Consider the following 20,369-nt stretch of genomic DNA (forward strand, 5'->3'; position numbering starts at 1 on the left):
CGCGGCGCGCGGGCGCAAGTCAGGACATCCGTTTCATGTACGCCGTCGATCAGAACCCGAGCGCCGCCCCGGAGCGCCGTTCCCCCTCCTCCGCCCGCGCGGCCGACGGGTTCCGGCCCGTGGCCCTGCCGGCCCTGGCCGCCGCCGTCCTGGTCTCGGCGGTGGCGACCAAGACCAAGGCCGCCCGGGCCAAGGCGGCCCGGCTGGCGCAGCGGTTCGAGCACGAGGACGCGCCGCAGCTCTGATCGCCGACGGGCGGGCCGCGCCGGCTCGCCGGTCGTCAATTCGTCACCATTGGCGCGGAGGGAGACGGTCCGGACCGTAACCCGAAGGCGCCCGCGATGTTGATTCTGCCGAGCCGCAGGCAAGTGCTGTTGGGCGGCCTCGGAACCGGGGCCGCCCTCGGCCTGTCCACGGGCGCCTACGGCTTCGTCATCGAACCGCGCTTCCGCCTCGTGGTCACCCGCTACAATCCGGTGCTGCCGCGCTGGAATCCGGCTCTGCGCCTGCGCGTCGCCGTGCTGGCGGATTTCCACGTCTGCGAGCCGTTCATGCCCCTCGATCGCATCGCCGAGATCGTGGACGCGACGAACGCCCTCGCGCCAGACCTCATCCTCATGCTCGGCGATTATCCGGCCGGGGACCGCGTCACCATCCGAAAGGTGCCGCTGAGCGACTTCGCCCGGGTGGTCGACGTTCTGCGCGCGCCCCTCGGCGTCCACGCGATCCTCGGCAATCACGATTGGTGGGACGACGCCGCCGTGCAGGCGGGCGAGCGCGACGTGACGGAGGCCCAGCGTGTCCTCGAAGCGCGCGGCATTCCCGTGATGGAGAACACGGTCCTGCGCCTGGAAAAGGACGGGCATCCGTTCTGGATCGCGGGGCTCGGCGATCAGGAGCCGTTCGTGAAGGTCGGCAACTACCAGGGCCGCGACGACCTGCCCGGGACGCTCGCGCGGATCACCGACGACGCCCCGGTGCTCCTCATGGTGCACGAGCCCGACATCTTCCTCGACGTGCCCGACCGGGTGTCCCTGACGCTCGCCGGCCACACCCATGGCGGCCAGATCCGCCTGTTCGGCTATTCGCCGGTGATTCCGTCCGTGAAGGGCAACGACTTTGCCTACGGCCACGTCGTCCGCCAGGGTCGCCACATGATCGTGTCCGGCGGCTTCGGCGTCAGCCGCGTGCCCATCCGCATCGGCGTGCCGCCCGAGATCGTGCTGCTCGAACTCGGGCGTACAGAGGGAGCGGGCCACGCGGACCGCACCGTGCAGGACGATGGTCGCCGGCACGGATGATCCGGCGTCCATTCGTTATTTCTTGGCGTTCTTCACCGCCGCGCTGACCATGTCCTTGGTCGAGGCCGCTGCCGCGATGGTCTTCACCACCGGTTTCTTCGGCTTCTTCGCCTCGCGACTGCCACGCCTGTTTTCGCTCGCCATGGAGATCTCCTCGGGTTTTCGAGGCTCACCATCGCACGACTTTCAAAAACCACGGCATGGAAAGTATTTTTGCCGGACCCTTGCGGTCCATAGTGCATCGATCCACACGGAGGCTTCAGCCGTGTCTCGGAAAATTGATGCAAAAACAAAAGCCTCGTGCTCTGGCGCAGGAACGACGTGATTGCGTCACAGCACGAGGCCGGAATTGGCTGCGGTATTCCCGGATCTCTCGAGAGCGCTTTCGCGAGCCTCGCAAAGTCGGCGTCGGCAACAACGTGCCCCCTCTCCGTCCAAGAGAGGGGGCACGCGCTGCCATGTGTGAATACGCGCGTCTGAGCCCGGGGAGCCGTCCCGTCAGAGCGGGATGTTGTCGTGCTTCTTCCAGGGCTGCTCCATCTCCTTGGTGCGCAGCATCCCCAGCGCCCGGGCGATGCGCTTGCGGGTGGAGTGGGGCATGATCACCTCGTCGATGTAGCCGCGCTCGGCGGCCACGAACGGCGACAGGAAGCGGTCCTCGTACTCGGCCGTGCGCTCGGCGATCTTGTCCGCGTCGCCGATCTCACTGCGGAAGATGATCTCGACGGCGCCCTTGGCGCCCATCACGGCGATCTGGGCCGTGGGCCAGGCGTAGTTGAGGTCGGCGCCGACGTGCTTGGACGCCATCACGTCGTAGGCGCCGCCGAACGCCTTGCGGGTGATGATCGTCACCAGCGGCACCGTCGCCTGGGAATAGGCGAACAGCAGCTTGGCGCCGTGCTTGATCAGGCCGCCATATTCCTGGGCGGTGCCGGGGAGGAAGCCCGGCACGTCGACGAAGGTCACGATGGGGATCGAGAACGCGTTGCAGAAGCGCACGAACCGGGCCGCCTTGCGGGAGGCGTCGGAATCGAGCACGCCGGCCAGCACCATGGGCTGGTTGGCGACGAAGCCGACGGTGCGGCCCTCGATGCGGCCGAAGCCCGTGATGATGTTGCGGGCGTAGGTCGCCTGGATCTCGTAGAAATCGCCCTCGTCGGCGACCCGGCGGATGAGCTCGCCCATGTCGTAGGGCTTGTTCGGATTGTCGGGGATGAGGGTGTCGAGGCTCATGTCGAGGCGCAACGGATCGTCGAAGCTCTCGATCTCCGGCACGCCGTCGATGTTGTTGGCGGGCAGGAAGTCGACGAGGCGACGGATCTGCAGCAGGGCCTCGACGTCGTTGTCGAACGAGCCGTCGGCGATGGAGGACTTGGTGGTGTGCACCTTGGCGCCGCCGAGTTCTTCGGCCGTCACCACCTCGTTGGTCACGGTCTTCACCACGTCGGGGCCGGTGACGAACATGTAGCTCGTGTCGCGGACCATGAAGATGAAGTCCGTCATGGCCGGCGAGTAGACGTCACCGCCCGCGCACGGTCCCATGATGACGGAGATCTGCGGGATCACGCCCGAGGCCGCGACGTTGCGGCGGAACACCTCGCCGTAGCCGCCGAGCGCCGCGACACCCTCCTGGATGCGGGCGCCGCCGGCGTCGAAGATGCCGATGATCGGGGCGCGCATCTTGAGCGCCATGTCCTGGACCTTGACGATCTTGGCCGCGTGCGTCTCCGACAGGGAGCCGCCGAACACCGTGAAGTCCTTCGAGAACAGGAACACCGTGCGGCCGTTGATGGTGCCCCAGCCGGTGATCACGCCGTCGCCGGGGATCTTCTGCTTCTCCATCCCGAAATCGGTCGAGCGGTGCTGCACGAACATGTCGAATTCCTCGAACGACCCGTGGTCGAGGAGGAGTTCGATGCGCTCGCGCGCCGTGAGCTTGCCGCGCTTGTGCTGGGCGACGACGCGGTTCTCACCGCCGCCGAGGCGAGCCTGGGCGCGGCGCTCCTCGAGCTTTTCGAGAATGTCCTTCATGCGGAAAAACGCCTGCCTTCGAGAGAAATCACGGGACCCGCGCCGGGGGCGACCCACGGCCACGGTTTGAAGCGCCCTTAGCACGCGACGCTGGCAGCGAAAATCGATTTTCGACCGTGGCCCCGGCGCCGCGTATCGACTTCGGTCGCGGCGGCGCTCGCCGCCGCGCGGGCCTGACGATCCGGTTTGCGCCGCGAACGGGAGGATGCCGGATCGGGAGGGCCTCTGGCGCCGGCGGTGCCCTACTCCCGATGCGGCTGCGTCGCGTCCTCGGCCCAGACCCGGAACTTGGTCAGGCGGTTGGGGCCGAAGGTGTGGGTCAGGGGCACGTCGGCGGCATCGCGGCCGCGCGCCACGAGGATGCGGCCCCGGCGCGGGGCGTTGTTGCGCGGATCGAACACGTGCCACGCCCCGCCCAGGTAGCATTCCGTCCAGGCGGCGAAGTCGCCCGGCCCGTGCGGCTCCGGCTCACCGATGAAGCTGAGATAGCCGGTGCAGTAGCGGGTCGGGATGTTGAGCGCCCGGCAGAGCGCCACGAACAGGTGGGCGTAGTCCCGGCAGACGCCGCGCCCGCCGGCCAGGGCGTCGGCCGCCGTGCGGTCCACGTGCGAGAAGGCATACCCGAAGGTGATATGCTCGTGGACGAAGTCGCACACCGCCTGCGCTCGCGCCCAGCCCGGCGCCACATGGCCGAAGCGGTTCCACGCCTCGTTGGAGAGCAGGTCGGATTCACAGTAGCGGCTCGCCACGAGGAACGGCAGCGCCTCCTCGGGCAGGTCCTCGACGGCGTGCTCGACGGCCTCGGGCACCACGGGGTCGAGGCCGCCATCGTCGGGGATCTCGGCCCGGACATGGAGCGACACGGCCCCGGCCGGGGCGACGAACCGGACGGCGCGGTTGCCGAAGGTGTCGCGAAACGTCTTGACCGGAACCGGCGGCTCGATCCGCAGGACATCGGGCGGGACGGCGGCGAGGCCCTTCGCCGGAAAGGCGTTGAGCCGGGCGATCAGCGGGGTCGGATGGGTGAACTCGTACCCCATCTCACAGCCGAACCTGATCCGCATGGGAGCCCTCTCCGGTCGGTCGCCGTGCCGCCCTCCGCCCTATGCCCGCCCCCCGCGGGCGAGACTAGGCCGGGAAGGCCACAGGCCCCCGTGATTTCGCCCTTGTGCGCGGATGAAGCGGCGCGGTGCGCCGCTCCGCCTCAGAGCCGTTGCGCCCGTGCCTGCTTTTCCCGCATCCGCGCCTGGAGCCGGACCCGCCGCGCTGCAATGACGGTGCCATTGATCTCGCCGCCGAACAGGAACATGGCGGCGAGCCAGTAGAGGAACACCAGGGCCACCATGGCGGTGGCGAGGCTGCCGTAGGTGGAGACGTAGGCGTTGGAGAACCGGTCGAGGTAGTAGCCGAAGCCGAGACCGGCGAGGAACCACAGCACCAGGGTCACGGCGACCCCGGGAATCACCGCCATGAGGGAGCGCCGACCCGTGGCGACGAACTTGTGGGCGATGGTGAGGACGCCGACCAGCAGGATCGCCGTGATGCCGATGCGCCCGATGGCGACGGTGAGGCTCAGGGGTTCGAGGCCGGGGGCGACGTTGAGGATGTTGCGCCAGATCAGGGGGCCGAGCACCACCAGGAGCGCGAAGGCCAGCATGGCGAAGGCACCGCAGATCACGTAGGCGATGGATTCGAGGCGGGTGAGCCACCACGGCCGCTGCTCGCGCAGGCCGTAGGCGCGGTTGAGCCCGACCCGCAGGCTCTCGACGCCCGCCGAGGAGAAGTACAGGGCCAGCACGGCGCCGACGGTGAGGACGCCGCCGCGCTGCTCGGTGAGCACCCGGTGCATCTCGTTGACCACGGGCTTGGCGATCTCGCGCGGCCAGGTGTCGAAGATGAGCACCCCGGCCTCGTCGGCCAGGGACTTGGTGCCGAACAGGCCGGCGAGCGCCGCCAGCAGGATCAGGAACGGGAACAGCGCGATGAGGATCGACAGGGCGATGTGGCTCGCGATGGCCCAGCCGTCATGGGCGATGAAGCGCTGGGCGGCGACGCTCGCGATCTCGAGGAGCTTCTTGAGGCTGCTCACGGCGGCGGGGTGTTCCTCGATCGGTGGTCGGGCCGTCCTCTAAACCCGAGGCCGCGTCCTCGCGCAACGCACGAGGCCGTTGGGGGCGCTCCAGGCGGGGGAAACCCACGCGCCGGCCTCCCCGAACACGCGGACGGGTCTTCCGGAACGCCGTCGGCGGCCGCGCTCGCAAGATGTGTGAATCCCGGCACTTGGCGCGGACAGCCGTGCGCCGGGCGCGCTATGCCCCGGCGGAAGCGGGTGGTACGAGCGGGCATGACCACACGACCACCTTCACGCGGCGGCTCAGGACGCAAGGGCTCCGGCGCCGGGGCGGGCAAGCGCCCCCCCGGCAAAGGTCCCGGCGGCAAAGGCCCGTTCGGTCCCAAGCGGCACTTCCGCACCGCCAAGGGACCCGAGCGCGAGCGCCAGGGGCCGCGCAACACCGCCCTCGACGCGGCCCAGCGGGCCGCCGCCCTGCGCGGTGAGGCCGACAAGCGCGCGCCCTGGCGCCCCGGCGACGCGCCCGAGGTCGAGACCGACGACGCATGGGACGCCCCCCCGGCCCGTGCCCCCCGCGCCCCGCGCCCGGACTCCGACGAGGCGCCCCGCCGCGCCCGCGCCCCCCGCGCCGAGGCACCCGCCGCACCCGCGGAGGGGCCGACCCGGCGCGAGCAGCGGGCCGCCGCCTCCGCCACCCTAGCGTCCGGTGTCCAGACCCTCGTGGTCGAGGAGGACGAGGCCGAGATGCGCATCGACCGCTTCCTGACGACGCGGTTCCCGCAGCTGCCCTTCACCCGCGTCCAGAGCATCGTCCGCAAGGGCGAGCTGCGCGTCGACGGCCGGCGCGCCAAGCCCAACGACCGGCTCCTGCCCGGCATGAGCGTGCGGGTGCCGCCCCTCAAGCTCGATGCCGTGGGCGAACGCCCGCGCAGCCCCCAGCGCGACGCCACCGATGCCGAGTTCCTGCGCTCGCTCATCCTCTACGAGGATGCCGAGATGATGATCCTCAACAAGCCGTTCGGCCTCGCGGTCCAGGGCGGCTCCGGCACCGTGCGGCACGTCGACGGTCTGCTCGAAGCCCTCGCGGGTCCGGACGGGCAGAAGCCGCGCCTCGTCCACCGCCTCGACAAGGACACGGCCGGCTGCCTCATCGTGGCGAAGACCCGCCTCGCCGCCGCGACATTGGCCAAGAGTTTTCGCTCGCGCGCCGCCCGCAAGGTCTATTGGGCGCTCACCGCCGGGGTGCCACGGGTGCCGCAGGGGCGGATCTCGACCTACCTCGCCAAGGAAGAGCCGACGGACGCCGATGCCCGCATGCGCATCGCCCAGCACGGTGAGGAAGGTGCCGCGCACGCCCTCACCTATTACGCCATGGTGGACAACGCGGCCCAGAAGGTCTCGTGGCTGTCCCTCAAGCCGGTGACCGGGCGCACGCACCAGCTGCGCGCCCATGCCGCCCATATCGGGCACCCCATCGTGGGCGACCCGAAGTATTTCAGCATCGAGAACTGGGCGCTGCCCGGCGGCATCCAGAACCGCCTGCACCTCCTGGCGCGCCGCATCGTGATCCCGCATCCGCGCACGGGCAAGCCCGTGGACGTCACCGCGCCCCTGCCGCCGCACATGGCCCAGAGCTGGAATCTCCTCGGGTTCGACGCCGCGCGCTACGATCCCATCGTGGAGGCGCCGGAGAGCTGACAAGGGCAGCGTGGCGACCTTGGCAATCGGCCGCCATGCCTTATCCTTTCCCACGAGGCCGCGTCGTCCGTCAGGGCCGCCCCTCGTCACGCCGTCCCGAAGGTGCCATCCATGACCCCCGCGACCGCCGCCCGTAGCGCGCTTCTGGCTCTTCCTTTGGCCTTGACCCTGACCGCCATCGCCGGCGCGCCGGCCTCCCTGGCGCAGACGCCGCCGCAGGCGACGCAATCCGCGCCGACGACGGCGCCCGCCCCGCGGCAGGCGGGCGCGGGCCAAGGAACTCCCGGTCAAGCGACTTCCGGTCAACCCAATCCCACCCGCGCCGCGCCGCAGCCGGCGGGGCGCCAATCCCATCCCGGGCAGGTCAATCCCGGACAGGCCACGCCGGCGGGGTCGGTGGCCGGCCGGCCGGCCGGCGCCCGGCGACGTCCCAAGGTCTCCTACGCGGCCTGCAACCGGCAGGCCCATACCCGGGGCCTGCGCGGCGGCGCGCGGCGGCGCTTCCTCATCCGGTGCAAGCTCGGCTACGAGACGCCGCGTCCGCCCCAAGTCGCACCGTCGCGTCAGCCGTGACGGTCGGCCGCCCGTGACGCTCATCGTCTTCGACGTCGATGGCACCCTCATCGACAGCCAGCACCTCATCGTGGCGGCCCAGGGCCTCGCCTTCGCCGAGCATGGGCTCCCGGCCCCGAGCCGGACCGAATCCCTCTCCGTCGTCGGCCTGTCCCTGCCGCAGGCGTTCCGCCGCCTCGTCGGCGATGACGGTCCCGTGGACGGCCTGTCGGAGAGCTATCGCCGGGCCTTCAACCTGCTGCGCCTCGATCCGACCTACGAGGAGCCGCTGTTTCCCGGCATGGAGGCGCTGCTGCGGCGCCTGCACGGACGCGGCGACGTGAGGCTCGGCATCGCCACCGGCAAGGCCCGGCGCGGGGTCGACCGGCTCATCGAGACCCACGGCTGGCAGGGCTGGTTCGCCACCACCCAATCGGCCGACGACGCGCCCTCGAAGCCCGATCCCGCCATGCTGCTCCAGGCCATGGCGGAGACGGGCGCCACTCCCGAAACCACGGTGATGATCGGCGACACCTCCTACGACATGGCCATGGCGGTGAGCGCCGGGGCCGCCGCCATCGGGGTCGCGTGGGGTTATCATCCGGCCGGCGCCCTGTTCGCGGCCGGGGCCGCCACGGTGGTGGAGAGCGCGGAAGCCCTGGGCGCGCTGTTTCCGGAGGCGTGATCCAGGGCGCCGCCGGCCCTCGCGGGGGCGGGCGCGATAGGTTATCCCGCTGCCATGAGCGATGACACTCCCTCCGACTGGCTCGGCACCGCCGAGGCCGCTCCCGATCCCACCGCCGCCGCCCGTGGCCCCGGCCGACCGGCCCTGCCCAAGCGATTCTACACGGCGGCGGGGCTCGCGGACGCGGAGGGCGGCTGGCGGTTGACCCTCGACGGGCGCCCCGCCCACACCCCCGCGCGCAATCCCCTGGCGCTGCCGACCCGAACCCTCGCCGAGGCCGTGGCGGCGGAATGGGAAGCGCAGGTGGGGGTCATCGATCCGGCCACCATGCCGCTGACGCGCCTCGCCAACACCGCCATCGACGGGGTCGCGCCCCGGCGCGACGCCGTGATCGACGATCTCTCGGCCTATGCCGGCACCGACCTCCTCGCCTACCGGGCCGGCGATCCCGAGCGCCTCGTCGCCGCGCAGGGCGCAGCCTGGGACCCCGTGCTCGACTGGGCGCGCGACGCCCTCGGCGCCCGTTTCATCCTCGGCGAGGGGGTGATGCACGTCGCCCAGCCGGAGGACACCGTCGCGGCCCTGCGCCGGGCCATCGCGGCGACGGAGGGACCGTTCCGCCTCGCGGCCCTCCACACCCTCACGACCCTCACGGGCTCCCTCGTGCTGGCCCTGGCGGTGCTGCACGGACACCTCACCCCGGCCGACGCCTGGGCCGCCGCCCATGTGGACGAGACCTATCAAGCGAGCGTCTGGGGCGCGGATGCCGAGGCGGCGGCCCGCCACGCCCTGCGCACGGCCGAATTCGAAGCGGCGGCCCGCCTCGCCGCCCTGGCGCGCTGACGCCGGCCCCACCGGCCTAACCCTCGACATGAAAACGGCGCCGTCCCGGAGGACGGCGCCGTTGTCGTTCATCGCCCGTCGGATCAGGCTGCGAGCTGCAGGTCCTCCGGCTCCTCGGACGCCATGAACTGGGCCCGGGCCAGGGCGGCGAAGCGGCCGTTCTCGGCCACGAGGTCGTCGAAGGTGCCGGCCTCGACGATCCGGCCCTCGTGGAAGACGAGGATGCGGTCGGCGTTGCGGATCGTCGCCAGACGGTGGGCGATCACGAAGGTGGTGCGGCCCTCCATCACGGTCTCCAGGGCGCCCTGCAGCTTGCGCTCCGTGGTGGCGTCCAGGGCCGAGGTGGCCTCGTCGAGGATGAGGACGGGCGGGTTCTTGAGCAGCGCCCGGGCGATGGAGAGGCGCTGGCGCTCGCCCCCCGAGAGCGAGCGGCCGCGCTCGCCGATCACCGTGTCGAGGCCGTCGGCTTGGCGAGCCATGAACTCCGTCGCCTGGGCCCGCTCCAGGGCGTCGAGCATCTCGGCGTCGGTGGCGTCGGGGCGGCCGACGAGGAGGTTCTCGCGGATGGAGCGGGCGAACAGCATCGGCTCCTGGAACACCACGCCGATGTTGTGGCGCAGGGACGACAGGCCGATGTCGCGGATGTCGGTGCCGTCGATGCGGATGGCGCCGTGGTCGGGATCGAAGGCGCGGTGCAGGAGGCCGAGGGTCGTCGACTTGCCCGAGCCCGTGGTGCCGACCAGCGCGATGGTCTCGCCGGCCCGCGCCGTGAACGACACGTCCTCCAGGGCCTTGCGGCGGGCGTTGTACGAAAAGCCGACGCCCTCGAACGACACGGTGCCGTCGAAACGGGCGATCTGGGCGGCGTTCGGGCGGTCGTGCACGGCCGGGGTGGTGTCGAGGATCTCGAAATACTCGGCGATCTTCGGCATCTGCTGGAACAGGCCGTTGATGCAGGTGGCGACCTGATCGAGGCGCGAGACCAGCATGGTGGCGAGGCTCATGAACGCCACGACCTCGCCGACGCTGGCCTGACCGTTCTGATGGAGGGCGATGCCCGTGATGAAGATCGCCGTCATGGTGAGCGTCGCGGAGGCGCGGGTGGCGACGTTGGCGAGCGCCCACCACGACAGGACCGGGATCTGGGCGGCGAGCAGGTTGTGGATGATGCCGTGCATCGCCTCCTTCTCGGCCTTGGCGCGGGTGAAGGACTGGATGACGGCGACGTTCCCGAGCGCGTCCGAGGCATGGGCGGCGAGTCCCGACTGGTATGCTTCCACCCGGCCCTGCAGGGTCTCGGTGCGGCGCATGACCAGGGTGGTGAGCACCGTGAAGGCGGTGACGAGGACGACCAGGATCGAGCCGAGCTGCCAGTTCACGAACAGGGTCATGGGCAGGAGGACGGCCAGCGACACGAAGGCGACGAAATGGTCGCGGAAGAAGCCGAGCCACAGCCAGAACATGCCGTTCGAGCCCTCCAGCATCGCCTTCAGGACGCGGCCGGAATGGTTCGAGGAATGGAACGCCAGCGGCAATTCGAGGACGTGCTCGAAGTAGTTCGCCATGGACGACAGGCGGTTGCGGTGAGCCAGCCGGTCGGCGTGGAGCGCGATGGTCACGCCCGCCGCGATGGTGAACAGGCCGAAGGCCACCCAGGCGCCGATGAGGGGCGCCAGGGTCGCGAAGGCGTTCGAGCGGGCGTTCAGATGGGTGAGCTGATCGATGATCCGGCCCATGAGCAGGGGCTCGGCGAAGGCCGCGACGGCGAGGGCGACGTTGGCGACGGCCAGGACTGCCGCGAGGCGCTTGTCCGCCCCGAGAAGACCCATCACCCGCGCATAGAGGCGAATCAATGACATGAGACCGTTCGCTCCGACTGCCAAACCCGAACGCGGCCCCCTGTCCGGGGGGCAACGCCTTGGCGTGGCGTGGTTATGGCGGTCGCTCCCTGAACGGTGAATGACGCGATGACGCCACCGGAGGTCTCGGTTTTTACGCTTCGTTCAACCTGATTCCCTATTCGTGGGGACGACGCCTCCTCCCGCGGCGTCGTCGCGGCACGGAACAGCCGCCTTGGGCTCGGTGACCATGGATCTCGCAACTGCTATCGGCCTTCTCGGCGGCCTCGGCACCGTCTTCACCCTCATCATGATCGACGGCGGCAACTTCGCCGCCTACTACGACAAGCATGCGTTGATCGTGATCTTCGGCGGCGCCACCGCCGCCACCATGATCCGCTTTCCGTTCACCACGATCATGCACGGCCTGCCCATGGGCCTGCGCTATGCGTTCTCCATGCGCTCCATCAAGCCGCCGGAGCTCATCGAGGAGATCACCAAGATCGCCGACCTCGTGCGCAAGTCCGGCCCCATGGCCCTGGAGAGCATGGAGATCTCCGATCCGTTCCTGGCCCAGGGCGCCCGCTACATCGCCGACGGCTACGACCGCGAGTTCATCCGCGACACCATGGAGCGGGACCGCGACAACTTCCTCATGCACCTCGACGAGGGCTCGAAGATCTACCGCGCCTTCGGCGACTGCGCGCCGGCCTGGGGCATGATCGGCACCATTCTGGGCATGGTGACCATGTTCGCCAACATGTCGGACCCCTCGAAGCTCGGCCCCGCCATGGCGACGGCGCTCCTCGCCACCCTGTACGGCGCGCTCATCGCCAACATGATCACCCTGCCCATCGCCGACAAGCTCCACCTCAAGCTCGAGGAAGAGGACGTGTCGCGCTCCCTCATCATCGACGGCATCCTGCTCATCCGCGACTCCAAGAGCTCGTCTCTCGTCCGCGAGATGCTCGTCGCCTACCTGCCGCAGCATCACCGCGACGAACTCACGGCCGAAGCGGCCTGATCGGCGGACAAGGAGGACCACGCCATGGCCAAGAAAAAGCGCGGCGGCGCCCATGGAGGTCACGGCTGGTTCGTGACCTTCGCCGATCTGATGGCGCTCCTGATGAGCTTCTTCGTGATGATCGCCGCCTACTCGACCCAGGACCAGAAGAAGCTCCAGGCGGTGGCGGGCTCCATGCGCGAAGCCTTCGGCGTCAACCGCGAATCGCGCCTCGCCGGCATCATCGAGAAGGACGGTCTGCCGGCCGCTGGCGCCGTGGTGAACAAGCGCGACATCCCGCCCGAGAAGGCCACGGACCGGCCCAACACCTCCTCGAAGGACATCGCGCCCGATGCCGGCCTGCCCGAGACCGGCAACCCCGAAGCCTTCGGCCTCGCCGCCGCCAGCCTGCGCCAGGCCCTCCAGGACATGCCGGACATCGCCGAGATCTCCAAGAACGTCATGGTGATCCCGACCAACAAGGGTCTCGACATCGCCATCGTCGATCAGGACGGCGCCGCCATGTTCCCCGAGGGGTCGAGCCGGCCCAACGACAAGACCCGCCGGCTCCTCGAGCGGTTGGCCCCGACCCTGGTGAAGATGCCCAACCGCATCGCGATCACGGGTTACACCGCCACGGAGCGCCCCGGCACCAAGCCGGCCGCGCCGCCCTGGGAGCTCTCGGCCAACCGCGCCATCTCGGTGCGGGAAATCCTCGCCGCCAACGGCGTCCCCAACGACCGCTTCGCCTCCGTCACCGGCAAGGCCGACACCGACCCGATGTTCCCCGACAATCCGTTCCAGGCCGCCAACCGCCGCGTGACGGTGACGCTGCTCTCCGAGGCCCCGGCGATGCCCGTCGGCTTGAAGTTCCCCTGAGCCATCGATTCGGTGCGCGATGGCGCGCACCGGTCTTCGTGACGGCGCTCGGGCGCGGCGGGTCTTCCGCCGCGCCCTTTGTGCATCTGACGCGACTTGTGTTCCCCCTCGCCCTGTGATGCCTGCGGCCCCAGCATGAGCACGCCCGCGCCCGATCGTTCCGCCGCCACGGCCGCCGTGCCGGGCGTCTTCGTCCTCATCTGGGCCACGGGCTTCGTGGCGGCGCGGTTCGTGTCGCCCCATGCCGATGCGGTGACGTTCGTGGCCCTGCGGGTGGCTTGCGTCGCCGTCGTGCTGGCGCTCCTGTCGGCGGCCCTGGGGGCGCGCTGGCCGAAGGGCGGGCGGGCCTGGGCGGATGCCGGCATGGCCGGAATCCTGATGCAGGGCCTCTACGTCATCGGGGTGTTCTGGTCGGTCCAGCACGGCCTGCCCGCCGGCATCGCGGCCCTCGTCGGGTCGCTCCAGCCCCTGCTCACGGCCGTGCTCGCCGGGCCGGTGCTCGGCGAGCGGGTGAGTTCGAGGCGCTGGGCCGGGATCGGCCTCGGCTTCGTCGGCGCCGCCCTGGTGCTGGCCCCGAAGGTGGGGGCGAGCGATCCGTCCGGGATTCCGCCCGTCGCCCTGGCCGCCTGCTTCGGCGCCATGGTGGCGATGACCGCCGGGACCCTGTGGCAGAAGAGCCGGGGCGGCGCGGCCGACCTCCTCACCAACGCCACCGTGCAGTTCGTGGGCGCCGCCGCCTTGGCGATTCCCGTGGCGCTCCTCGTCGGCACCGGACGGTTCGACGCCTCCCCGCCGGCGTGGTTCGGCCTCGCCTGGTCGGTCCTCGTCAATTCCGTGGCGGGAATCCTGCTCCTCCTCGTCCTCATCCGGCGCGGGGCCGTGGCCGGGGTCGCCTCGCTCCTGTTCCTGGTGCCACCGGTCTCGGCCCTCATGGCCTATGGCCTGTTCGGCGAGGCCCTGGTGCCGGTGCAGCTCGCCGGCATGGCGCTGGCCGCCGCCGGGGTCGCCCTGGCGAGCCGGGGATGAAGTTTTTCTTCAAACAGACCGGCAATTAAATTAGAACTGGCGTCACCGCGCAGGCAGACGGACGGTGTTTGCGCGCAAGAATAATGAATACGCGCGGGAAAGTGCCGTTCTGCGGCGAGACGCCTCTACAGCCCGGACGAACCTGCCTATAATGAGCGGCAATCCTTCCTCTTTTCGAAAGAGAGCGTCCGCATGTCCGCTTCCCCCGTCGTCTCCGCCGAACCGCAGGATCTCCTGACCCTCGCCCGCGAAGCCGGTGAGGCCGCCAAGGCCCTGGTGGCGGAAGCCACCCGCCGGGTCCGCGCCCGCGTGCTCTCGCCCGAGGGCAAGATCTCGGCCGACAAGCTCGAGACCGAGCAGCACGCCGCCCATGGTCTGGCCTGGATCGCCACCTACGCCGAGGGCGTGCGCGAACTCGGCGCCTACGCGGCCCGCCTGACGGAAACGGGCGAGTTCGGCGAGACCGAGTCCCTGCTGGTGAAGATCGGTCTCGGCGAATACCTCGACCAGATGTTCTCCGGTATCCCCATGAGCCAGGGCGAGATGGTGCGTCCCACGGGGTCGCTGGGCCTGGGCGCCCGCGAGGTCGCGCAGTTCCGGTCCCCCGCCGTCGAGACCCTGATCGCCGAGGGCAACACCCCGGAGAACCGCGCCGCCCTCGTCGCCCGCATCCGCGACAACGGCGGGGCCGCCACCATCGGCAAGTCCGGCCTCGACGAGGACATGGAGGCGATCCGCTCCGAGATGCGCCGCTTCGGTCAGGCCGAGGTGGTGCCGCACGCCCACGAATGGCACGGCCAGAACGCCTACATCCCCATGGAGATCATCCAGAAGATGGCCGAACTCGGCGTCTTCGGCCTGACGATCCCGGAGGAGTACGGGGGCATGGGCCTGCCGAAGATCTCCATGTGCGTGGTCTCCGAAGAGCTGTCCCGCGCCTATATCGGCGTCGGGTCCCTCGGCACCCGCTCCGAGATCGCCGCCGAACTCATCCTGTGCGGCGGCACCGAGGAGCAGAAGCACCGCTTCCTGCCGGGCATCGCCTCGGGCGATACGCTCCCCACCGCCGTGTTCACGGAGCCGAACACCGGTTCGGACCTCGCCAGCCTGCGCACCAAGGCCGTGAAGGAGGGCGACACCTGGCGGATCTCGGGCAACAAGACCTGGATCACCCACCCCGTCCGCGCCGACATCATGACCTGCCTCGTGCGCACCAAGCCCGAGGAGAAGGGCCACAGGGGCCTGTCCCTGCTCATCGCCGAGAAGCCGCGCGGCACCGACGAGAACCCCTTCCCCGTCGAGGGCCTGTCGGGCGGCGAGATTCACGTCCTCGGCTATCGCGGCATGAAGGAATACGAACTCGCCTTCGACAATTTCGCCGTGCCGGCGGCCAACCTGCTGGGCGAGGTCGAGGGCAAGGGGTTCGCCCAGCTGATGCAGACCTTCGAATCGGCCCGCATCCAGACGGCGGCCCGCGCCATCGGCGTCGCTCAGAACGCCCTCGATCTCGGCCTGCGCTACGCCGAGGAGCGGGTGCAGTTCGGCAAGGCGCTCATCAACTTCCCCCGCGTCGCCGACAAGATCGCCATGATGGCGGTGGAGATCAACATCGCCCGCCAGCTCACCTACTTCTCGGCCCGCGAGAAGGACGAGGGCAAGCGCTGCGACCTCGAGGCCGGCATGGCCAAGCTGCTCGGCGCCCGCGTCGCCTGGGCGGCGGCCGACAACGCCCTGCAGATCCACGGCGGCAACGGCTTCGCCCTGGAATACGCCGTGAGCCGCGTGCTCTGCGACGCCCGCATCCTCTCGATCTTCGAGGGTGCGGCCGAGATCCAGGCCCAGGTCATCGCCCGCCGCCTGCTCGAAACCGCCTGACGACGCCCCGTTTCGTGGTGACGATCGCGCCGTTCCCCCTCTCCCCGCTCGTGGGAAGAGGGCCGCGCGTGAAGGACAACGCTTTCTCCGTCACCACGAGACCAACAGGATGATGGAACGAAGAACGCCGGGGTCCATGGCCCCGGCGTTCTTCGTTTCCAGATGCATCCTACTTCGTGATCTTCACGGAGACCGGGTCGCTCGACGGAAACGTCTCCTCCAGGGCCTCGTCGAGGCGTTCGCTGAGTTCGCCCTGCTGGTTCTCGGGCCGGCTCTTGTCGGAGCCCTTCGGGGCGGGGGCGCCCGTGGTGGCGATGGTGTCGGGGGTCTTGTCCTCGGCCATGCGGCCCTCCTGTTCCTGCCGGCCTCACGGGCCCGCGTGTCGCACGGTCAACGCGGGGCGCCCGCCCCCGATCCGCCGACGGCACGAAAGTCAGGAGAGGGCCGCGACGGCCGGACGGGCGTCGGCGCGGGCCGTTGCCCCGGCGGTGCGCAGAACCTGATCGTAGACGGAGCCGATCCGGTCGAGGTGGTTGTCCAGGGTCAGGGGCGCCGCCCAGTAGCGGGCCTGGGCCGCCCGGCTCATGCGGATGGCGAGGGCATCGTCGCCGAGGCGGACGAGGTGGGCCGCCAGGGCATCGGCGTCGCCGGAGCGGAACCAGAACCCGGTCTCGCCGTCCTCCACCGCCTCGCGGCCGGCGCAGGCATCGCTGACGATGACCGGCGCGCCGCAGGCCAGCGCCTCGTAGACCGTGAGCGGCTGGCCCTCGTACCAGACGCTCGGGAACACCAGGGCGCGCGCCCCGCGCATGAGGGCGTGGACGGCGGCCTCGTCCTTCCAGCCGAGCATCACCGCTTCCGGGTACTGCGCCGCGAGGCCGGCGGCGGCGGGTCCGTCGCCGACGAAGACCGGACGGACCCCGGCCCGCCGCGCCGCCTCGGCGAAGATCGGCGCGCCCTTCTCGGCGGAGATGCGGCCCACGAACAGGAAGTCGCCCGGCGACCCGGCGCGGGGCGGTGCCGGCTCCACCGCGATGGGGTTGTCGACCCGGTGGAACACCGTCTCGGCCGGCAGGTAAGGGGTGATCACCCGCTGCTGCAGGGCGCTGATGGTGACGATGTGGGGAAACAGCCGGCGCATTCCCGCGACGTGGTCGAGGGCGGCGTGGCGCACCACCCGCAGGAGCTTGCGCGGATAGCTGCGGGCGTCGCAGTTCGTCGCGATGCAGGCGCGCGACATCGGGGTGCGGTGGCAGATGGCGTTGGCGGGATAGTCGTAGAAGCCGCCATTGGGGCAGACGAGGAAGAACTCGTGCATGGTGTAGAGGAGCGGCAGGCCCGAGGCCCGCAGGCTCACGCCGATGGCGGGCGACAGGGCCTTGGCGAAGGCGTGGACATGCACCACCGTGTCGGCGGGGTCGAGGCCGGCGAGTTCTTGCGCGAGACGCCGGGCGGCGGGCCGGTTCCAGATCGCCTGGACGGCGAAGGCGAGCTTGTTCGTCGTCGAGGCGATGTCGTCCTGGCCCAAGCACACCACCCGGATGCCGGCGGCGGCGAGGCGCGGATCGGCGGGGCCGACGGCGGCGAACACCGTCACGCGGTGGCCCCGCCGCCGTAGCCCGAGGGCGGCATCGAGGGCCACCTTGGCCTGACCGCCGTTGATGAAGGCGTGATCGACGACGAGGACGACGTGCATGGCGAACGCTTCCCTCGACGACCCGCGACGGGAGGAGATTTACCGCGCGTTGCGTTGACCGCCGGTAAACCGACATTCGTCTTCGATTCCTCGTTCGAGCACCGGGCGGCATGAACATCGTGATCCTGGCCGAATTCGCCGTGGCGAGCGGCGGCGCCGAGAAGGTCGCGGTGGAATCCGCCCGCGGTCTCGCGGAGGCCGGGCACGCCGTCACCTATCTCCAGGGCATCGACGGCCCGGCCGATGCGCTCCTCGACCATCCCGGCATCACCCGCGTGCCGCTCCACAACACCGACATCTGGGAGCGGCCCGCCCATCGGGCCGCCTTCGCGGGCCTCTGGGACGCCGCCGCCGCCGCCCGCCTCGGGGCCGCCCTCGACGGTCTTTCCGCGCGGCCGGACCTCGTTCACCTCCACCAATGGACCCGCAGCCTGTCGCCGAGCCTGTTCCCGGTCCTGTTCGCGCGGGACCTGCCCGTGGTCGTGACCCTGCACGATTACTTCCTGGCCTGTCCGAACGGGGTCTATTACCGCTTCGACACCCAGGGTCCCTGCACCCTCGCGCCCCTGTCGGCCGGATGTCTCGCGGCGCCCTGCGATGGGCGCGGCCGCCTGCACAAGCTCGTGCGGGTGGGGCGCACGGGAATCCTGCGCCGAACCTTGAGCGGACGGCGCCTCGACGTGATCCATGTGAGTGACGCCAGCCTCGATCGGATGGGCGGGCTGCTGCGCCACCACGATCTCATCCACCACCGGATCGACAATCCCGTCCGGGTGGCGCGGGTGGCCCCGGCCGATCCGGCCCGGGGCGACGCCGTGGTGTATGTCGGCCGCCTGACGCGTGAGAAGGGCGCCGACCTCGTGGCCGCCGCCGCCGCGCGGGCCGGCCTGCCGGCCCTGTTCATCGGCGCCGGTCCCCTGGAAGCGGAGCTCGCCGCCATGCCGGGCGTCGAGATCCTGGGCTGGCGCAGCCCCGAGGCGGTCTGGGAGACCGTCCGGGTGCGGGCGCGCGCCCTCGTGGCCCCGTCGCGCTGGTACGAGACCGGCCCGCTCACGGTCTATGAAGCCCTCGCCCATGGGCTCCCGGTCATCGCCTCCACCCGCGCGGGCTCGGCCGAGAAGATCGTCGACGGCGTCAACGGGTTCGCCGTCGCCCCGGAGGTCGAGCCCCTGGCGGAGGCCCTGCGCCGCCTCTCCGACGACGCGACCGTCCGCGCCCTCGGGCGGGCGGCGAGCGACCGCTACTGGGCGGCGCCCATGACCGGGGCGGCGCACGCCGCCGCCCTGGGAGCCGTCTATAGGCGTATCCGCGACGAGCACGCCGCATGATGATGTCGAGATGATCGTCTCGGGCGATCAATGCAGACGCGGGCGGGAGAGCGGCACTTTCCGGCTGTGACAGTCTTGACGTTTATATTGCACTGCAACATAAAGCTGACGCGGCGCGGCGAATCGGTGCGCCCCCTCCCTTCACGAGAGAGAATCGTCATGAGCGGCCAGACTTTCGAGATCCCCACCGAGATCCGCGCTTTCGCCGAGAAGAGCGTCGATCAGGCCCGCACTGCCGTCGGCAGCCTCCTCGGCACCGCGTCGAAGACCGCCGAGCAGCTCCAGGCCTCCTCGAAGACCGTTCAGACGACGGTGCAGACCGCCATCGCCAAGAGCTTCGACCATGCTCAGGAGAACGCCACCGCGACGTTCGATTTCGCCCAGAAGCTCGTCCGCACCCGCGACCCCCGCGAGGCCTTCGAGCTGCAGACCGAGTTCCTGCGCTCGCAGATCGCCAGCCTGCAGACCCAGGCCAAGGATCTCGGCGCCCTGGCCCAGACCGCCCTGCGCCCCTCCGCCTGAGCGACCCCGCCGCGACCGCCAGCGGCCATCGCCCGCCCGGCGGCGCGCCCTGCGACACCGGCCCGTCCCCACGGGTCGGCACGGCGCGCCGGTTCGGGATAGGATACCGCAATACGATTCGAGGAGACGGTGGCCATGGTGAAACGGCGTAGAAAGCCGACCGCGCGGCCGAGCGTGGCGCGGAATGCCGAGGACAAGGGCGGGACGATCTCCGAGATTCCGCCGGTCGAGGCTGTTGCCGAGACCGTGGCTCCGGAGCTGCCTGTGACGGAGGACCACGCGCCGTCGGTCCACGACGCCCTTCTGGAGACGGTGTCGCCCGAGGCCATCGACGTTGCCGGCGGCCATCCGGCCCCCGCCTCCGAGGCTGCGCCGGCCGAGCCCGAGGCATCCGCCGCCCCCGAGGACGCCACCGCCGATGCCGCGCGCGTCGAGCAAGCCGCTCCCCAAGATTCCGCTCCCCAAGATTCCGCCCCTCAAGAAGCCACTTCCCAAGATACTACCTCCCAAGATACCAACTCCCAGGAAGCCTCTCCCGACGAGGCCGTCCATGATCGGGCCGAACCGGCCCTGATGCAGCCGCCCGAGGCCGTGGAGGCCGCCCCCGACACCGATCCGGCCCCCGAGCCCGTCGCGGCGACGGATGTGGTCACCCCTCCCCCGGCGGTGGTGGCGCCGGAAGCGATCCCGACCCAGACGCGCGATGCGATCCGGATCACCAGCGGGGTTTCCATCGACGTGATCGGCGAGATCGCGGAAGCGAACGCCACCCTCCTCACGTTCCTGCGCAACGAGGGCAACGCCGCCATGGCGCATTGGCAGAGCCTGTCCAGCGCCAAGACCCCGGCCGATCTCCTGCGCATCCAAGTCAGCGAGATGCAGCGGGCGGCGGATGCGTCGCTCACCTGCTTCTCCGCCCTGGCTCGCCGGGCCGGACGGCTGGCCGCCGGGATCGGCCGGGCCTGATCCCCGCTCCGCCCGGGAAACGGAGCCCGGATCGGTATCGAGCGCCCGCGGCGGC

20 protein-coding genes are annotated in these 20,369 nt (G+C 70.5%); 13 read left to right on the forward strand and 7 right to left on the reverse strand.

The genetic code is table 11. The annotated features are described in order from the left end of the window. The first annotated feature begins 35 nt into the window (after nt 1-35). Both BM249_RS07895 and BM249_RS07900 read left to right on the forward strand, forming a co-directional pair. Nucleotides 36-245 carry a hypothetical protein gene (locus BM249_RS07895; protein ID WP_091970630.1) on the forward strand — a complete coding sequence of 70 codons (210 nt, stop codon included), beginning with the start codon at nt 36-38 and terminating at the stop codon, nt 243-245. Between the two features lie 96 nt (nt 246-341). Next, nucleotides 342-1,301 (forward strand): metallophosphoesterase, encoded by a 960-nt coding sequence (locus tag BM249_RS07900; RefSeq protein WP_091970631.1) that lies wholly within the window; start codon nt 342-344, stop codon nt 1,299-1,301. A 15-nt stretch (nt 1,302-1,316) separates the two neighbouring features. Here BM249_RS07900 and BM249_RS22120 read toward each other — a convergent pair whose 3' ends face one another. From BM249_RS22120 to BM249_RS07915, 4 genes are all read right to left on the reverse strand, one after another. Next, nucleotides 1,317-1,445 carry a hypothetical protein gene (locus BM249_RS22120; RefSeq protein ID WP_280142656.1) on the reverse strand — a complete coding sequence of 43 codons (129 nt, stop codon included), beginning with the start codon at nt 1,443-1,445 and terminating at the stop codon, nt 1,317-1,319. Between the two features lie 354 nt (nt 1,446-1,799). Next, nucleotides 1,800-3,332, reverse strand: a complete 1,533-nt coding sequence (locus BM249_RS07905; protein ID WP_091970632.1) for an acyl-CoA carboxylase subunit beta — start codon at nt 3,330-3,332, stop codon at nt 1,800-1,802. Nucleotides 3,333-3,574: 242 nt separating this feature from the next. Beyond that, entirely contained in the window at nt 3,575-4,396 is an 822-nt protein-coding gene (locus BM249_RS07910; RefSeq protein ID WP_091970633.1) for a transglutaminase-like domain-containing protein, read from the reverse strand. A 140-nt stretch (nt 4,397-4,536) separates the two neighbouring features. Beyond that, entirely contained in the window at nt 4,537-5,421 is an 885-nt protein-coding gene (locus BM249_RS07915; RefSeq protein ID WP_091970634.1) for a YihY/virulence factor BrkB family protein, read from the reverse strand. A gap of 255 nt (nt 5,422-5,676) precedes the next feature. Between BM249_RS07915 and BM249_RS07920 the strand changes: the two genes are divergently transcribed. The 4 genes from BM249_RS07920 (at nt 5,677) to BM249_RS07935 (ending at nt 9,181) form a co-directional block, all read left to right on the forward strand. Beyond that, a complete protein-coding gene (locus BM249_RS07920; RefSeq protein WP_091970635.1) occupies nt 5,677-7,101 on the forward strand; it encodes an RluA family pseudouridine synthase in 1,425 nt (474 codons plus the stop codon). A gap of 111 nt (nt 7,102-7,212) precedes the next feature. After that, nucleotides 7,213-7,674, forward strand: a complete 462-nt coding sequence (locus BM249_RS21940) for a hypothetical protein (protein ID WP_244528640.1) — start codon at nt 7,213-7,215, stop codon at nt 7,672-7,674. Between the two features lie 13 nt (nt 7,675-7,687). Next, nucleotides 7,688-8,338, forward strand: a complete 651-nt coding sequence (locus tag BM249_RS07930) for an HAD-IA family hydrolase (protein ID WP_091970636.1) — start codon at nt 7,688-7,690, stop codon at nt 8,336-8,338. A 54-nt stretch (nt 8,339-8,392) separates the two neighbouring features. Further along, nucleotides 8,393-9,181: an ATP12 family chaperone protein gene (locus BM249_RS07935; RefSeq protein ID WP_091970638.1), complete on the forward strand. Its 789-nt coding sequence runs from the start codon at nt 8,393-8,395 to the stop codon at nt 9,179-9,181. An 83-nt stretch (nt 9,182-9,264) separates the two neighbouring features. On the opposite strand, the gene BM249_RS07940 is transcribed toward BM249_RS07935, so the two are convergent. Continuing rightward, nucleotides 9,265-11,040, reverse strand: coding sequence for a glucan ABC transporter ATP-binding protein/ permease (locus BM249_RS07940; protein WP_091970640.1), 1,776 nt, complete (start codon nt 11,038-11,040; stop codon nt 9,265-9,267). A 229-nt stretch (nt 11,041-11,269) separates the two neighbouring features. Between BM249_RS07940 and BM249_RS07945 the strand changes: the two genes are divergently transcribed. The 4 genes from BM249_RS07945 (at nt 11,270) to BM249_RS07960 (ending at nt 15,802) form a co-directional block, all read left to right on the forward strand. Further along, the gene (locus BM249_RS07945) at nt 11,270-12,043 is read left to right on the forward strand and encodes a motility protein A (protein WP_091970908.1); all 774 of its coding nucleotides are present in this window, start codon (nt 11,270-11,272) and stop codon (nt 12,041-12,043) included. Between the two features lie 24 nt (nt 12,044-12,067). After that, nucleotides 12,068-12,901: an OmpA/MotB family protein gene (locus tag BM249_RS07950; RefSeq protein ID WP_091970643.1), complete on the forward strand. Its 834-nt coding sequence runs from the start codon at nt 12,068-12,070 to the stop codon at nt 12,899-12,901. A 135-nt stretch (nt 12,902-13,036) separates the two neighbouring features. Then, the gene (locus BM249_RS07955; protein ID WP_091970646.1) at nt 13,037-13,927 is read left to right on the forward strand and encodes a DMT family transporter; all 891 of its coding nucleotides are present in this window, start codon (nt 13,037-13,039) and stop codon (nt 13,925-13,927) included. A gap of 192 nt (nt 13,928-14,119) precedes the next feature. Then, on the forward strand, nt 14,120-15,802 hold the full coding sequence (locus BM249_RS07960; RefSeq protein ID WP_091970648.1) for an acyl-CoA dehydrogenase family protein: 1,683 nt from the start codon (nt 14,120-14,122) through the stop codon (nt 15,800-15,802). A gap of 169 nt (nt 15,803-15,971) precedes the next feature. Here the strand turns inward: BM249_RS07960 and BM249_RS21620 are convergent, their stop codons facing one another. Continuing rightward, nucleotides 15,972-16,145: a hypothetical protein gene (locus BM249_RS21620; RefSeq protein ID WP_177232361.1), complete on the reverse strand. Its 174-nt coding sequence runs from the start codon at nt 16,143-16,145 to the stop codon at nt 15,972-15,974. A gap of 90 nt (nt 16,146-16,235) precedes the next feature. Next, nucleotides 16,236-17,498, reverse strand: a complete 1,263-nt coding sequence (locus BM249_RS07965; protein WP_091970650.1) for a glycosyltransferase family 4 protein — start codon at nt 17,496-17,498, stop codon at nt 16,236-16,238. A 110-nt stretch (nt 17,499-17,608) separates the two neighbouring features. Here BM249_RS07965 and BM249_RS07970 point away from each other — a divergent pair, with 110 nt between their 5' ends. The 3 genes from BM249_RS07970 to BM249_RS07980 all read left to right on the forward strand — a co-directional run bounded on the left by BM249_RS07970 (nt 17,609) and on the right by BM249_RS07980 (nt 20,314). Next, on the forward strand, nt 17,609-18,826 hold the full coding sequence (locus BM249_RS07970; RefSeq protein WP_091970651.1) for a glycosyltransferase: 1,218 nt from the start codon (nt 17,609-17,611) through the stop codon (nt 18,824-18,826). Nucleotides 18,827-18,985: 159 nt separating this feature from the next. Further along, complete coding sequence (locus BM249_RS07975) at nt 18,986-19,348, forward strand: phasin (RefSeq protein ID WP_091970653.1); 363 nt, start codon at nt 18,986-18,988, stop codon at nt 19,346-19,348. A gap of 135 nt (nt 19,349-19,483) precedes the next feature. Continuing rightward, entirely contained in the window at nt 19,484-20,314 is an 831-nt protein-coding gene (locus tag BM249_RS07980; protein ID WP_091970655.1) for a hypothetical protein, read from the forward strand. Nucleotides 20,315-20,369: the final 55 nt, after the last annotated feature.

It is taken from the genome of Methylobacterium gossipiicola (genome assembly GCF_900113485.1).
GTDB lineage: Bacteria > Pseudomonadota > Alphaproteobacteria > Rhizobiales > Beijerinckiaceae > Methylobacterium > Methylobacterium gossipiicola.